General features: G+C 73.0%; 12 protein-coding genes. 6 read left to right on the top strand and 6 right to left on the bottom strand.

The genetic code is table 11. The features are described from left to right. Nucleotides 1-25 precede the first annotated feature (25 nt). The 5 genes from ACWEPX_RS09400 to epsC are packed head-to-tail and all read right to left on the bottom strand — an operon-like array spanning nucleotide 26 to nucleotide 5,480. Nucleotides 26-1,285: an MFS transporter gene (locus ACWEPX_RS09400; RefSeq protein ID WP_451896631.1), complete on the bottom strand. Its 1,260-nt coding sequence runs from the start codon at nucleotides 1,283-1,285 to the stop codon at nucleotides 26-28. Continuing rightward, the gene (locus ACWEPX_RS09395) at nucleotides 1,279-2,550 is read right to left on the bottom strand and encodes an ATP-binding protein (RefSeq protein WP_451896630.1); all 1,272 of its coding nucleotides are present in this window, start codon (nucleotides 2,548-2,550) and stop codon (nucleotides 1,279-1,281) included. Before ACWEPX_RS09395 ends, ACWEPX_RS09400 begins: the two co-directional genes overlap by 7 nt. Then, complete coding sequence (locus ACWEPX_RS09390) at nucleotides 2,547-3,845, bottom strand: ATP-grasp domain-containing protein (protein WP_451896629.1); 1,299 nt, start codon at nucleotides 3,843-3,845, stop codon at nucleotides 2,547-2,549. The genes ACWEPX_RS09395 and ACWEPX_RS09390 overlap by 4 nt, the downstream gene beginning before the upstream one ends. Before the next feature lie 17 nt (nucleotides 3,846-3,862). Beyond that, complete coding sequence (gene cysK / locus ACWEPX_RS09385; RefSeq protein WP_451896628.1) at nucleotides 3,863-4,813, bottom strand: cysteine synthase A; 951 nt, start codon at nucleotides 4,811-4,813, stop codon at nucleotides 3,863-3,865. 40 nt (nucleotides 4,814-4,853) lie between these two features. Then, on the bottom strand, nucleotides 4,854-5,480 hold the full coding sequence (gene epsC / locus ACWEPX_RS09380; protein ID WP_451896627.1) for a serine O-acetyltransferase EpsC: 627 nt from the start codon (nucleotides 5,478-5,480) through the stop codon (nucleotides 4,854-4,856). Between the two features lie 239 nt (nucleotides 5,481-5,719). On the opposite strand from epsC, the gene ACWEPX_RS09375 reads away from it, so the two are divergent. Next, nucleotides 5,720-7,042, top strand: a complete 1,323-nt coding sequence (locus ACWEPX_RS09375) for a nucleotide disphospho-sugar-binding domain-containing protein (RefSeq protein ID WP_451896626.1) — start codon at nucleotides 5,720-5,722, stop codon at nucleotides 7,040-7,042. Nucleotides 7,043-7,134: 92 nt separating this feature from the next. On the opposite strand, the gene ACWEPX_RS09370 is transcribed toward ACWEPX_RS09375, so the two are convergent. Beyond that, nucleotides 7,135-8,316 (bottom strand): DegT/DnrJ/EryC1/StrS family aminotransferase, encoded by a 1,182-nt coding sequence (locus ACWEPX_RS09370; RefSeq protein WP_451896625.1) that lies wholly within the window; start codon nucleotides 8,314-8,316, stop codon nucleotides 7,135-7,137. A 169-nt stretch (nucleotides 8,317-8,485) separates the two neighbouring features. Between ACWEPX_RS09370 and ACWEPX_RS09365 the strand changes: the two genes are divergently transcribed. The 5 genes from ACWEPX_RS09365 (at nucleotide 8,486) to ACWEPX_RS09345 (ending at nucleotide 14,506) form a co-directional block, all read left to right on the top strand. After that, nucleotides 8,486-9,880, top strand: coding sequence for a nucleotide sugar dehydrogenase (locus ACWEPX_RS09365; protein ID WP_451896624.1), 1,395 nt, complete (start codon nucleotides 8,486-8,488; stop codon nucleotides 9,878-9,880). A gap of 1 nt (nucleotide 9,881) precedes the next feature. Continuing rightward, complete coding sequence (locus ACWEPX_RS09360; protein WP_451896623.1) at nucleotides 9,882-10,868, top strand: NAD-dependent epimerase/dehydratase family protein; 987 nt, start codon at nucleotides 9,882-9,884, stop codon at nucleotides 10,866-10,868. Nucleotides 10,869-10,893: 25 nt separating this feature from the next. Then, the gene (locus ACWEPX_RS09355) at nucleotides 10,894-12,114 is read left to right on the top strand and encodes a methyltransferase domain-containing protein (RefSeq protein WP_451896622.1); all 1,221 of its coding nucleotides are present in this window, start codon (nucleotides 10,894-10,896) and stop codon (nucleotides 12,112-12,114) included. Between the two features lie 253 nt (nucleotides 12,115-12,367). Beyond that, nucleotides 12,368-13,624 carry an acyltransferase family protein gene (locus tag ACWEPX_RS09350; protein ID WP_451896621.1) on the top strand — a complete coding sequence of 419 codons (1,257 nt, stop codon included), beginning with the start codon at nucleotides 12,368-12,370 and terminating at the stop codon, nucleotides 13,622-13,624. Nucleotides 13,625-13,951: 327 nt separating this feature from the next. After that, nucleotides 13,952-14,506, top strand: a complete 555-nt coding sequence (locus ACWEPX_RS09345) for a dihydrofolate reductase family protein (RefSeq protein ID WP_451896620.1) — start codon at nucleotides 13,952-13,954, stop codon at nucleotides 14,504-14,506. The last annotated feature ends 39 nt before the right edge of the window (nucleotides 14,507-14,545 follow it).

Raw genomic sequence — 14,545 nt, 5'->3', positions numbered from 1 at the left:
GGACCGGCCCGGGGTGGAGCTGGGGCTAGGCGGCCTGGCGGTCGGCGGGCGGCTCCGCCGGGGCGGGCGCGGCCGGGGCCGGGGTGGCGCGCACCGCCGCCGCGGGGAGCCTGCCCTCCAGCCGCAGCATGCCGAGGGCCGCGACCGCCCCGCCGCCCGCCAGCACGAGCCACATGGCGGTCGGCGAGAGGGTCATCAAGCCGGTCAGCACCGCGGGGGCCAGGGCGATCGGGACGGCCCAGGACAGCTGGTAGACGGCCAGGTGCCTGCCGCGGGTCTCCTCCGGGGCCGCGCTGGCGACCAGGGCGGAGGCGGTCGCGCCGTGCATCAGCTCGCCCGCGGTGAACAGCGCGGTGGCGGCGAAGACGCCGATGATGAGCACCGTGCCGGTGGAGAGCAGGCCCAGCACGGCGAAGGTGACGAACGACAGCGCCAGCACCGACACGCCCAGGGCCACCGAGCGCGTCCTGCGGTAGCGCACCAGCGCCCGGGTGACCGGGATCTGCAGGAGCGCGATGCCCACGGTGTTGACCGCGTAGAGCACGCCGACCAGCGAGTTCGCCGCGCCCAGCTCCTGGGTCAGGTACACCGGCAGGCTCACCGAGAGCACCATGTAGCCGAAGGCCACCGGCACGTTCAGCAGCGTCAGCGCCAGGAACGGGCGGTTGCGCGCGACGAGCCGGTAGCCGCGCTTGACCGGGCCCGCGCCCGCCCCGCGCACGTGCGCGCTCGGGATCGTGCGGATCAGCAGCGCGGCCAGGGCGTAGGTGCAGGCGGAGGTGACCACGATGGCGTGGAAGGCCGCGTCGCTGCCCAGCGCGAGCAGGCCGCCCGCGACCAGGCCGCCGAAGCCCAGCCCGGCGTTGCGCAGGCTGCGCTGGGCGGCGAGCAGCTTGTCCCGGGTGGCGCCCTGGACGATCTCGGCGACGAAGGACTGGATCGACGGCCCGAACGACACGTCGCCGAGCGCGACGAGCAGCACGGCGGCGAACATCGTCCACGCGCTGTCGACGAACGGGTAGGCCACGAAGCCGACCGCGCGCACCAGGTACCCGCCGACCACCACGGCGCGCGCGCCGAAGCGGTCGATGAGCGTGCCGGTCAGCGGGTTGCCGACCAGGGCGATCACGGCGGCGGCGCTCATGATCACGCCGACCTGGGCGATGGGCAGCCCGGTGACGAAGTGGAAGTACAGCAGCGACAGCGGCAGGTACATGCCCGCGCCGGTGGCGTCCACCACCATGCCGAGCATGTACCTCGTCTGGGTGGACCAGCCCTTCACCATGCCTCCTCGATGTCGATCTGGGCGACGAAGACCTCGCCGAGGGCGCGCAGCCGCTGCTCGCACTGCGCCCGGGTCGGCGCCGAGCCGACCACCGCGGTGAGGAAGTCCGACGAGCCCCCGGCAGGCGGGATCAGCTCGCCCGGCTTCGCGTAGACCCAGAACCGCTCCACCCACGGCTCGGCGGGCGCGGCGGGCACCGACTTCACCAGGCCGGGCCGCTTCATGGTCAGCATCTGGCCCGCCATCGTGCGCGGCTGCGGCAGCGGGCCGCCCGCCAGCACCTCGGCCAGCGCGGGCAGCGGCAGGCCCGCCAGCGCGCGGGTGGTGTAGTGCACGTGGTCGACGCCGAAGAGGGTGTGCAGGACGTCGCGGACCTTCGCCCCGGCAGGCCGGGCGGCGATCTCGCAGAGCACCAGCCGGTCGTCGGGGGTGTGGAAGATCTCGGCGTGGAAGGCGTGGTCGGCCAGCCCGCCGCCGTCGGCCTTGAGCGCGGCCATGATGTCGTCGGTCGCGGCCAGCAGGCGGGGGGTCAGCGGGTCGTCGGGGTCCAGCGTCAGGTCGACCCGCGCGCCCCGGTCGGTGCCGAAGGAGGCCAGGTCGTACTGGTACTGCGACGGCCAGGCCAGCACCGTGCGCCCGCCGATGACCATGCCGTCCACATGGCACATCCGGCCCGGGACGAACGCCTCCAGCAGCAGGTCGTCGCGGGGGCCGTCGGCGAAGACCGCGTGGGCGTGCTCGACCAGCTCGGCGCGCTCGCGCAGGATGCGCAGGCCGATGGCGCTGAACCCGGCGCGGTCCTTGAGCACCACCGGCAGGCCGTGCTCGTCGGCGAAGGCCAGCACGTCCTCGGCGGTGCTCGGCACGGTGTGCGCGGCAACCTCCACCCCCGCGCCCGCGACCAGCCGCTTCATCAGCGCCTTGTCGCGGAAGGGGAGCACGTCGGCCGGGCGCGGGCCGGGCAGGCCCAGGCGCTCGCGCAGCCGGGCCGCGGTGCTCAGGTCGCCCTCGTGGTGGGTGATCACGCGGTCGACGCGGAACTGGGTGGCCAGCTCGAACGCGGTCTTCTCGACCAGCTCCGGGTCGTCGAAGCGGTCCAGCAGCTCCAGGTGGGTGTAGCCGAGGTGGCCGACCGGCACCGGCTCGCCCGCCTGCTCGATCTTGTCCCGGGCGGCCAGCACCACCACGTCGCCGGGGTAGTCCGCCAGCCACTCGTGGTACGGGAACGGCTCCAGCGGGAACCGGTGCAGGATGAGGATGCTCATGCCGCCTGCCCCTTCCGGTCGGCGGGTTCGGCGACCCGCGCCAGGTGCGTGCGCCCGTCGGCGCCTGCCACCCGGATCTTGATGACGTCGCCCACGAGGTCGGCGCCGCGCTGGACGGCGGCGGCGGTGTCGGGGCCGGTGACCGCGACCATGCCCAGGCGGTCCCAGTTGTCGCGCAGCGGGCGCACGGCGTCGCCGGGCTTGGCGCTGAGCCGCACGGCCAGCACGCCCTCCCGCCCGCGCGCCTCCGCGACGCCCTCGACGGACTCGACCCGGCCGGGCGGGCCGACGATGAACCGGCTGCTGGCCGCGGCGATGGGCACCGGCCGGTCGGGCAGCTCGTCGACGATGCGGAAGGGCCAGGCCAGGGCCAGCTCGAAGAAGTCGATGCCGTAGGCGCCGCGGACGAGGTCGGCGATGCCGTCGCCGCCGTTGCGGTTGTGGCCCTCGATGACGCGCGGACCGCGCGAGCTGAGCCGGATCTCGGTGTGGCACGCGCCGTCGCGGAACCCGATGTCATCGAGGAAGCGGGTCAGGCAGGCGCGGACCTCCTCCCACGTCTGCTCGGGCAGCCGGGCGGGCAGCGCGTGGCCCAGCTCGGCGAAGTGGGCCTCGTCGGTGAACTTCTCGGTGATGGTCACCAGCACGTGCCTGCCCGCGAAGCTGAACGACTCGACGCTGTACTCCGGGCCGTCGACGTACTCCTCCATCAGGAAGTCCTGCAGGACGTACATGTTGGAGATCCGGTCGGTCCGGGTGCCGCGCAGCCGCGAGACCTCCGCCCACACGCGGTCGAGGTCGGCGGGCGAGCCCACCCGGAACACCCCGACGCTGGCGGTGGCGTTGTTCGGCTTGACGATGAACGGGTAGCCGTGGCGCTCCCCGAAGGCGTCGAGGTCGGCCCGCTCGACCAGCGGCGCGGCGGCGACCGCGGCGGGGTCGAGCGCGGCGAGGTGGCGGCGCATGGCGAGCTTGTCGCGCAGCAGGCGGGTGACCTCGTAGCCGGTGCCGCCCAGGCCGTAGAGGTCGTTGATGCGGCCCGCGGCCTCCAGGCCGGGCTCGGTGAGCGAGGTCGCCGCGGCGAAGCCGTGGGTGCCGTGCAGCTCGCGCACGACCGGCTCGACCTGCTCCCACTCGGTGTAGTCCACCTCGGCGAGCACGTCCGCGTGCTGCCGCTGCACCTCGGTCACCTTGTCCGGGTGCTGGAGCACCAGCACCCGCAGCCCCAGGTCCTTGGCCTTGACCACCCACTCGTCCAGCGCGCCGACCAGCAGCAGCGTGCGGTCTGGGTCCATGGGCCGTACCTCCTCGCTCACGCGGTCCTGCGCTCGTCGGCCTGGTCGGCGGCCGACCAGACGCTCAGGTACCGCTCGCCGGTGTCGGGCAGGACGACGGCGATCGTCTTCCCCGCGCTGTCGGGCCGCCGCGCCACGGTGATCGCCCCGTGCACCGCCGCGCCCGCGGAGATCCCCGCCAGCACGCCGACCCTGCGGGCCAGCCAGCGGGCGGTGAACAGCGCCTCCTCGTCGGTCACCGCCAGCACCTCGTCGATCAGCGACACGTCGGTGGTCTCGGCGACGAAGCCGCCGTTGAGGCCCGGGATGGCGTGCGTGCCCGCGTAGCCCTTGGACAGCAGCGGCGACTCGGCGGGCTCGACGGCGACGGCGGTGATGGCCGGGTTGCGCTCCTTGAGGTGCGCCGCGGCCCCGCACAGCGTGCCGCCGGTGCCGATGCCGCACACCAGGACGTCGACGGCCCCGTCGGTGTCGGCCCAGATCTCCGGGCCGGTGGTCTCCCGGTGCGCGCGCACGTTGTCGGCGTTGGCGTGCTGCTTGGGGAACCAGGACCCCGGGATGCGCCGGTGCAGCTCCTCGGCCTTGTCGATGGCGCCCTGGTAGCGCAGCTCGCGCGGGGTGAGGTGGACCTCGGCGCCCAGGGCCTCCAGCAGCGCGATCCGCTCGGCGGTGGCGCTGTCGGGCAGCACGATCACGCAGCGGTAGCCGCGCGCGGCGGCCAGCGCGGCCAGCGCGATGCCGGTGTTGCCCGAGGTCGCCTCGATCACCGTGCCGCCGGGGCGCAGCAGCCCCGCGGCCTCGGCGGCGCGCATCATGAACAGCGCGGCGCGGTCCTTGATGCTGCCCAGCGGGTTGGTCGACTCCAGCTTGGCCAGCACCTGCGCCCCCGGGGCCGCGCCCGCGACGGGCACCCGCAGCAGCGGCGTGCCGCCGATCAGGTCGGCGATGCTGTCGGCGATACGCGCCATCTTGGCTCCTCGGTGGTCGGTGGGTGATGGGGTCCGCGCTTCACCACGAACCGGCCGATGCGGTGTGCCGCAGCAGCTCGATGGCCTCCATGCGCTCCTCCCGCCCGCGCAGCACGGCCGCGGGGGCCAGCGCGCGGGCGCCCGCGGGCACGTCCTGGATGACCAGGGCCTGCGCGCCGACGACCGCGCCGTCGCCGATGGTGACCGGTCCCAGGACGGTGGCGTTGGCGCCGATGAGCACGCCCGCGCCGATGACCGGGTGCCTGCGCTCCCCCGCGGGCCGCAGGGCGTCGCGGCGGAAGCCGACGGCGCCGAGGGTGACCTGGTGGTAGAGGGCGACGTCGTCGCCGACCACCGCCGTCTCACCGATGACGACCGCGGCGCCGTGGTCGATGAGGACGCGGCGGCCGAGCACCGCGCCCGGGTGGATCTCCACGCCGGTGGTGGCGCGGACGACGAGGGCGAGCAGGCGGGCGGTCAGCCGCCAGCCGCGGCGGTGCAGCCGGTGGGCGATGCGGTGGGCCCACAGCGCGGGCAGGGCCGGGTGCAGCAGGGCCTCGCGGCGGCTGCGCACCGACGGGTCGCGCTCGACGATGGTCCGCAGGTCCTCGGCCAGGGTCCGCAGCAGCGGCGGCCGCTCGCTCGGCGGGGTGGCGCTCGCCCCCACGCAGGTCCCTCCCTCGGTCGGCACCGCCAGACCGCCGGTGCCATGACATGGGCACCGGTCAAGGGTGGCCCAGGGGCGGTGCGGTGTCTTCTTCTCCCGTGCTGCTCTCCCGCGCCCGCGCGCGGGGGATCGGCAGCGTGGGAGATGCCCGCCCGAGCGCGCCGGTGTGACGCTCGATGCGCCGTGTCCGAGGGAGGCTTCCTCACGGGCCGCCCGCCTGCTGGATGAGGAGTCGTTGCATGCGCGTCATGTTCACCGGGATGCCGCACGTGTCGCATCTGTACCCGATGGTCCCGCTCGCCCAGGCGCTGCAGGTCGAGGGCCACGAGGTCTGCTTCGCCTGCCCGCCCGGCGGCGGCGTGGACGAGATCGCCGCGGCCGGGCTGACCCCGGTGTCGTTCGGCACCCCCGCCGACATGTCGCTGGCCGACTGGGCCGATGCGTGGGAGCCGACGCTGGCCGAGATGGAGCAGCTGGCCGACCAGCTGCGCATCGCCACCCCCGACGACCAGGACCACTGGGACGTCACCTACCAGTTCTTCCTGCGGGCGCTGCGGCTCTACGCCACCAAGCAGCCCAAGAAGGAGATCCAGTCCGTTGTGGACTTCGCCCGCGCGTGGCGGCCGGACCTGGTGGTGTGGGAGTCCTGGTTCCCCGCCGGTGCGGTGATCGCCGCGGCGTCCGGGGCTGCCCACGCCCGGATGCTGGTCGGCCCGGACTACGGCGGCTGGGTCCGCGACCTCTACGACGCCCGCCGCGCGGCCGGGGTGGACCTCGGCGAGGACCCGGTGACCGAGTCGGTGCGGTGGCTGGCCGAGCAGCACGACGTCGCCGTGGACCACTCGCTGGTGCACGGGCAGCTCACGCTGGACCCGCTGGTGCCGGAGATGCGCCTGTCCCGCGACCTGGGCAGCATCCCGATGCGCTGGTCGCCCTACAACGGCGGCTCGCTGAAGCCGGAGTGGCTCTACGAGCGGCCCGCCCGGCCGCGGATCGCGCTGTCGTGGGGCGTGTCCACCCGCGGCTACCTCAAGGGCGAGTGGCGCACGCCCAAGGTCCTGGAGGCCGTGGCCCCGCTGGACGTCGAGGTCGTCGCCACGATGAACAGCGACCAGTTGCAGGGGATCACCCTGCCCGCCAACGTGCGCGCGGTCGACTACGTGCCGCTGACCCAGCTGCTGCCGACCTGCTCGGCCATCGTCAGCCACGGCTCCAGCGGCACCTTCTGGTCCGCGGTGGCCGCAGGCGTGCCCCAGCTCATCGGCGACACCGACGACCGCCACCTGGTGCTGGTCAGCGGCGAGGGCGAGCACGCCCAGATCAAGCACACCGAGCGGGCCGTGGACTCGCGGATGTCCGCGCGCTACGTCGCCGACCGCGGCGCGGGCTTCCGGCTCAACCACGAGACCCAGTCGGTCGAGGAGATCCGCGAGCAGCTCCAGCGGGTGCTCACCGACCCGGCGTTCCAGGCGGGCGCGGACACCCTGCGCCAGGAGTGGCTGGCCAAGCCGAGCCCGGCCCAGGTCGTGCCGAACCTGGTCGAGCTGGCCGACAACCGCTGAGGACGACGACGGCGCCGGTTCCGCCGAGGGAGACCTCGGGGAACCGGCGCCGTTTCGCGTCGCGGCCGGTGTGCCGACCGGCCGCGGGTGGTTCAGGCCGCGCGGCGGGCGGTGCGGGCGGTCACCGACGCGCGCACGGCGTCGACGACCCGGGCCACGTCGGCGTCGGAGAGGGCCTGGTGCATGGGCAGCAGCAGGGTGCTGGCCGCGGCGGCGTCCGCGCCCGGCAGCTCGGCCTGCGCGCCGTAGGCCGGGATGCGGTGCAGCAGCGGGTAGCGGAAGGTCGTGTAGACGCCGCGCTGGTACAGGTCGCGGGCCACGTCGTCGCGCACGGCCGGGTCCAGCTGCACCCAGTACATGTAGTACGAGGTGGTGTGCCCGGCGGGCAGCGCGGGCGGGCGGCGCAGGCCGGGCAGGTCGGCCAGGCCCGCGTCGTACTGCTCGGCGACCTCGCGCCTGCGCGCGATGAACTCCGGCAGCCTGCTCAGCTGCACGTTGCCGATCGCGGTGAGCACGTCGTTGGTGGTCGAGCGGCGGGAGAACGACGTGACGTCGAAGTCCCACCAGCGGGTGTGGGCGCGCATCGCCTGGTCGTAGCCGCTGCGCTGCTCCATGCCGAGGTAGGCGACCTTGGGCGCGCGGGCGGCCAGCTCCGGGTCGCGCAGGTACAGCATCCCGCCGTCCACGGTGACCACGATCTTGCCGTGGTCGAAGCTCCACACCCCGACGTCGCCGAAGGTGCCGCACGCCTGGCCGTCCACCCGGGAGTCGATGGCGATGGCGGCGTCCTCGACCAGCTTGACCCCGCGGTCGCGGCACAGCTGCGCGATGGCGACGATGTCGCCGGGGTGCCCGCCGTAGTGCAGGACCACGACCGCCTTGGTGCGCGGGGTGAGCGCGGCCTCGATGTGGGCGGCGGTCGGGTTGAGGGTGTGCGGGTCCACGTCGCAGAACACCGCGCGGGCCCCGCGCGAGCACACCGCGTTGGCCGCGCCGACGAAGCTGACGCTGGGCAGCACGACCTCGTCTCCGGGGCCGACGCCGAGCAGCTCCATCGCGATGAACGTGGCCTCGGTGCAGGAGTTGGTCGACGTGACGTGCTCGCGGCCCACGCCGATGTGCTCGGCGAAGCGGGTCTCGAACTCGGCGGTCCGCGGGCCCCGGCCGATCCAGTTGCTCTCGAACACCGCGCGGACGGCGGCCAGCTCCTGGTCGCCGAGGCTCGGCTGCATGACGTTGATGAGCTCGTTCACCGGTTCCTTGTCACTGGTCACCCCGCTGACGGTGGCAGCGAATCCGGCGGAGGGCACCTTCGATAGTGCGAGCCGGTCGCGCTGCGTCGCGCGGGCACGCGGGGAGAGGCTTTCGCCGGGGCGGTCGCCGACCATAAGGAGGGTGCCGGCGGGCGTCCGGCCGGCGTCCGCACTGCTGATTGGAGATCCCATGCGATTCCTGTCCGACAGTGGACAGCCCAGGGTCGGCGTGATCGGCTTCGGTTATGTGGGCTCGTGCCTGGCCGCGACGCTGGCCGACCTCGGTTACGACGTGGTGGGCGTGGACACCGACCCCCGCCTCGTCGAGGACCTCGCCCGCGGGCACTTCCGCATCAAGGAGACCGGGCTGACCGAGATGGTCTTCCGCAACATCGAGGCGGGCAGGCTGCGGGTGACCGCGGACAGCTCGGCGCTGGCCGACGTCGATGTCGTCCTGATCTCCGTCGGCACCCCGGTGCGCGAGGACGGCTCGCTCGACGACGTGCAGCTGCGCGGCGCCTGCCGGGCCCTGCGCAGGCACCTGCGGCCGGGGCAGGTCGTGGTGCTCAAGAGCACCGTGCCGCCGGGGACCACGCGCGGCGTCGTGCTGCCGGAGCTGGAGAAGTCCGGGCTGCGCGCCGGGGTGGACTTCGCGCTCGGGTTCACCCCCGAGCGGCTGGCCGAGGGCACCGCGCTCAAGGAGCTGCGGGTGTTCCCGATCGTGGTCGGCGGCTACGGCGAGGACAGCGTGCAGGACATCGCCGGGTTCTGGCAGCGGGCGCTGGGCGTCGAGGTGATCCCGTGCGACTCGCTGGAGGCCGCCGAGATCGTCAAGCTGGCCAGCAACTGGTGGATCGACCACAACATCGCCTTGGCCAACGAGCTGGCCAAGTTCTCGGCGCTGTTCGGGGTGGACGTGCTGGACGTGATCGCCGGGGCGAACTCCATCCCCAAGGGCACCGGCAACGTCAACATCCTGCTGCCCAGCGTCGGCGTCGGCGGGTCGTGCCTGACCAAGGACCCGTGGATGGTGTGGAACACCGCGCGGCGCTACGGGGTGGACATCCGCACCGTGCCCGCCGACCGCGAGGTCAACGCGGGCATGCCGGAGTACACCGCGCGGCTGGCCGTCGACGAGCTGCGCCGCCAGGGCAAGGACCCGGCGCGGTGCACGATCGCCGTGCTCGGCCTGGCGTTCAAGAACGACACCGGCGACCTGCGGGCCACCCCGACCCGCGACGCCGTGCGGGCGCTGGCGCGCACCGGGGCCACCGTCCGGGTGCACGACCCGCTGGTGGACCCGGAGAAGATCGAGCCCACCTTCGGCATCGCCCCCTCGGCGACGGTCGAGGAGACCGTGCGCGGCGCGGACTGCGTCGCGGTCCTGGCGCTGCACCGGGAGTTCGCCGACGTCGACCTGGCCGCGCTGCCGGTCGCGCCCGGGTGCGTGGTGCTCGACGGGCGGGCGTACTACTCCCGCGAGCGCATCGCCGCGCTGACCGAGGCGGGGCTGGTCTACCGGGGCATCGGCCGCGGGCCCGCGATCGGCGCGACGGTCACCGAGCTGTGGGCGGAGGCGAGCTGACATGGGCGGGCACACCCCACAGCGGGTCCTGGTCACCGGCGGCACCGGGTTCGTCGGCCACCACCTGGTGCAGCGGCTGCTCGACCGCGGCGACGAGGTCACCGTGTTCGACACCGCCGCCCCGCGCGGCCCGCTCCGCGAGGGCGTGCGGGTCGTGCAGGGCGACCTGCGCGACGCCGACGCGGTGCGCCGCGCGGTCGCCGACTCGGACGTGACCTACCACCTGGCCGCCGTCGTCGGCGTCGACCAGTACCTGTCGCGGCCGCTGGACGTGGTGGACATCAACTTCATCGGCACCCGCAACGTCCTCGACGCCGCGCACCGGGCCGACGCGAAGGTCGTGCTCACCTCCACCAGCGAGGTGTTCGGCAAGAACCCGGCCGTGCCGTGGCCCGAGGACGGCGACCGGGTGCTGGGGTCCACCGCGTCGGACCGCTGGTCGTACTCCACCAGCAAGGCGCTGGCCGAGCACCTGACCTTCGCCTTCGTCCGCCAGCACGGCCTCGCGGCGACGATCGTGCGCTACTTCAACGTCTACGGCCCGCGCCAGCGGCCTGCGTACGTGGTCAGCCGCTCGGTGCACCGCGCGCTCAACGGCCGCTCGCTGGTCACCTACGACCAGGGCCGCCAGACCCGCTGCTTCACCTTCGTCGACGACGCGGTGGAGGGCACCATCCGGGCGGGCGACCACCCCGACGCGGTGGGGCAGGCGTTCAACATCGGCAGCATGGTCGAGACCACCGTCGGCGACGCCGTGCGCCTCATCGCCGAGCTGACCGGGGCGGCGGAGGTGGTCGACATCGACACCGCGACGCACCTGGGGGCGTCCTACGAGGACCTGAGCAGGCGCGTGCCGGACAACGCCAAGGCGGGCCGGGTGCTGGGCTGGCGGCCGACGACCGACCTGCGCGACGGGCTGATCAAGACCATCGAGTGGGCCCGGGCCAGCCAGTGGTGGCTCGACCTGCCCGACAGCGGCGCCGAGTGACCCCCGAGACAGGAGCGAGGACGCGATGGAAACCAACTGCCGGGTGTGCGGCGGCGCCGTGCGCGAGTTCGTGGACCTGGGCGACCAGCCGACCGCGAACGGGCTGCTGCGGTCCGACGAGGTCGGCCGCGAACCCCTGTTCCGCCTCGCGGTGGGCGCGTGCGAGCGCTGCACGCTGGTGCAGCTGACCGACGTGGTGCCGCAGGAGCTGCGCTACCACGCCGACTACCGCTACCACGCCTCCGGCTCGGCCAGCCACCGCAAGCACTTCGCCGCCGACGCCAGGCACTTCCTGGAGCACGAGCTGACCGGGCCGGACCCGTTCATCGTGGAGATCGGCTGCAACGACGGGGTCATGCTGGCCACCATCGCCGAGGCGGGCGTGCGGCACCTGGGGGTCGAGCCCTCGGGCAACGTCGCCGACCTGGCCAGGGGCAAGGGCGTCGAGGTGCTCTCGGCGTTCTTCGACGAGGACACGGCCAAGGCGGTGCGCGCCGAGCACGGCCCGGCCGACGTGGTCTTCGGGGCCAACACCATCTGCCACATCGCGCACATGGACTCGGTCTTCCGCGGCCTGGACGCCCTGCTCGGCCCGAACGGGATCTTCGTGTTCGAGGAGCCCTACCTGGAGACGATCGTCGACGGGATGGCCTTCGACCAGATCTACGACGAGCACGTCTACTACTTCAGCGCGACCTCGGTGCAGGCGATGGCCGCGACGTTCGGCTTCGAGCTGGTCGACACCGAGCGCATCGCCATGCACGGCGGCCAGGTGCGCTACACCGTGGCCCGGCCGGGGGCGCGCACCCCGTCGGCGCGGCTGGCCGCGCTGCTGGCCGAGGAGGAGGCCAACAAGCTCAACGAGCCGTCGCGGCTGGCCGCGTTCGGCCAGGACGTGGAGCGGATCAGGACCGACCTGGTCGCGCTGCTGCGCGAGCTGGCGGCCGAGGGCAAGCGGGTGGTGGGCTACGGCGCGCCCGCCAAGTGCTCGACGGTGACGAACTACTGCGGCATCGGCACCGACCTGGTGCCGTTCGTGGTCGACTCCACCCCGGCCAAGCAGGGCCTGCTGGTCCCGGGCGCGCACCTGCCGGTGCGCCCGCCCGCCGACTTCGCCGACCCGTACCCGGACTACGCCCTGCTCTTCGCGTGGAACCACGCCGAGGAGATCATGGCCAAGGAGACGGCCTTCCGGGCCGCGGGCGGCAAGTGGATCCGGTACGTGCCGGAGGTGGAGATCAGCTGACCGCCCGGTGAACGATGCATGAGACCGCCACGGCCGACGCCGTGGCGGTCTCGGTCGTTCCCGGGGTCTCCCGGGCGGCCGCGGCCGGGTGCCCGGGGCCCTTCGGCGCATCGGCGGCGGAACTGAATACGCGATCTTGCTCTGACCGTCCGGACGGGATGATCAGGCACGGCAGAAGATGCCCCCGACAGGGTGAAGCGACTTGAATCTGCAAACACAGTGTGTAGTCCCGTCCCTCGGGAGGAGCAGGTCAATGGTCGCTGAGTTGGTGGGTACCCCGGACGGGGAGTTACAACGGAAGGAACCGCCCCGGCGGCGCGCACCGGCGCTGGACGGGGTGCGCGGCCTCGCCGCGGTGGGGGTGCTGTACCTGCACACGTCCTTCTACGCGGGCGTCACCGCCGTCGAGGGGCTCGTGGAGGGCGTGCCGGTGCTCGGCTGGCTGACCACGGGCGCGACCGTGGTGCTGGCGCCGTTCTTCCTGCTGTCCGGGCTGTTCCTCTACCGCCCGTTCGCCAGGGCGACGCTGGCGGGCACGCAGACCCCGGCGCTGAAGAAGTTCTTCGCCCGGCGGCTGCTGCGCATCCTGCCCATGTACTGGCTGGTCGTGGCGGTGTCGCTGCTGCTGATCGGCGCCACGTACGTGGACAGCTTCTGGGATGTCCTGCGGCCGCTGGTGATGCTGCAGTACTTCGTCGACGTCGACACCTTCACCCCCGGGCTGGAGATCACCTGGAGCGTCGTCACCGAGGTCATCTTCTACCTGCTGCTCCCGCTCGGCGCCTGGCTGATCCACCGCGCCCGGGTCGACGACCCGCGGCGGCAGCTGCGGCGGATCCTGTGGTCGCTGGCCCCGGTCGTGCTGGTCGGCCCGGCCTGGATGGTCTACATCCACCTGCCCTTCATGGGCGAGTACCCGATCGAGTCCTTCTGGCCCCCGGGGTACATCGGCCTCATCGCCATCGGCATGATGTTCGGCGCGCTCTCGGCGTACCAGGACGTCACCGGCGACCAGCCCGCGATCTACCGGTCGGCCGTGCGCTCCCCGCTGGCCTGGTGGGCAGGCGCGTTCGCCGTCTTCCTGCTCAACTGCGTCAAGCCGTTCACCGTGGCGGGCACCAGCAACTACCCGCCCATGTCGCAGGCCATCATGGACCACGTGCTGTTCCTGGCCTTCGCCGTGCTGGTGATGGTCCCGCTGATCGCGCCCGGCGTGCGCTCGCGGGTCATCGACGGGCTGCTGTGCAACCCGGTGTCGACGTTCCTCGGGAAGATCTCCTTCGGGGTCTACCTGTGGCACTTCCCGATGCTGTACTTCGCCCTGGGCATGGGCAGCATGTTCGGCACCGAGCCGATGCTGATGCCCGGCATCACCGGCCTGTGGCTGCTGGTCCAGGTGCTGGCCGGGACGATCGTGCTGGCGACCGTGAGCTACTACCTGGTCGAACGGCCCGCCGCCCGCATCGGCGGCCGCGCGCTGAAGGCGGGGATCCCGACCGCCGCGCTCTGACCTGCTCGGCGAGCCCGGTTGGCCGTCCACGGTGGACGGTCCGACCGGGCTCGCCCCCTTTACCGCGCCGGGGATCGGCCTGTCGTCACCCCTTCGGGTGATACCCACCTGGAGAGCAACCCGGAAGATGCGCCGCACCGCGCCCCGCTTCCAGGATTGAACCGGCTTCCACCGTGCAGGGGGACTCATCGCGCACGCGGTGAGCCGCACCGCGCGTTCCGATGCCAGGGGGAGACGCCGTGCGGACCGCGCGGCAGACACGGCTCCCGCGCTTCCCGTTCGGCGCAGAGCCTGCCGAGACAGCCGAGAGAACACCCGGAGGGTCCAGTGAGGAAGATCGTTGCCACCACCATCGTGTCGCTCGATGGTGTGATCGACCCGGTCGAGTGGTCGATGCCCTGGTTCGACGACGACGCGGGCGTGATCGCCAAGGACCGCCTGTGGGCCACCGACGCCCTGCTGCTCGGGCGCAAGACCTACGTCGGCTTCGCCGAGGCGTGGCCGGAGATGCAGGGCGACGAGTACGCCGACCGGATGAACAGCCTGCCCAAGTACGTCGTCTCGTCCACGCTGGAGGAGACCACCTGGGGCCCCGCCACCATCATCAAGGGCGACGACCTGGTCGCCGAGGTCACCAAGCTCAAGGAGCAGGACGGCCAGGAGATCATGATCTGCGGCGTCGGCCAGCTGGCCCACGCGCTGCTGGAGCACAAGCTGCTCGACCTGCTGGAGGTCTGGATCCACCCGCACTTCGTGGGCGCGACCAAGCCCGAGGGCCTGCTCGGCCGCGAGGGCAGCGAGCACACCTTCACCTTCGTGGAGTCCAAGACCACCAAGTCCGGCGTCATCGTGGCCTACTACGAGCCGGTCAAGGGCGAGTAGCAGCCACCAGCCGCGCCGGGTCGACCCGGCGCCGCATTC

The sequence above is a fragment of the Actinokineospora sp. NPDC004072 genome (assembly GCF_053604195.1).
This window is presented reverse-complemented; position numbering and strand designations above follow the sequence as displayed.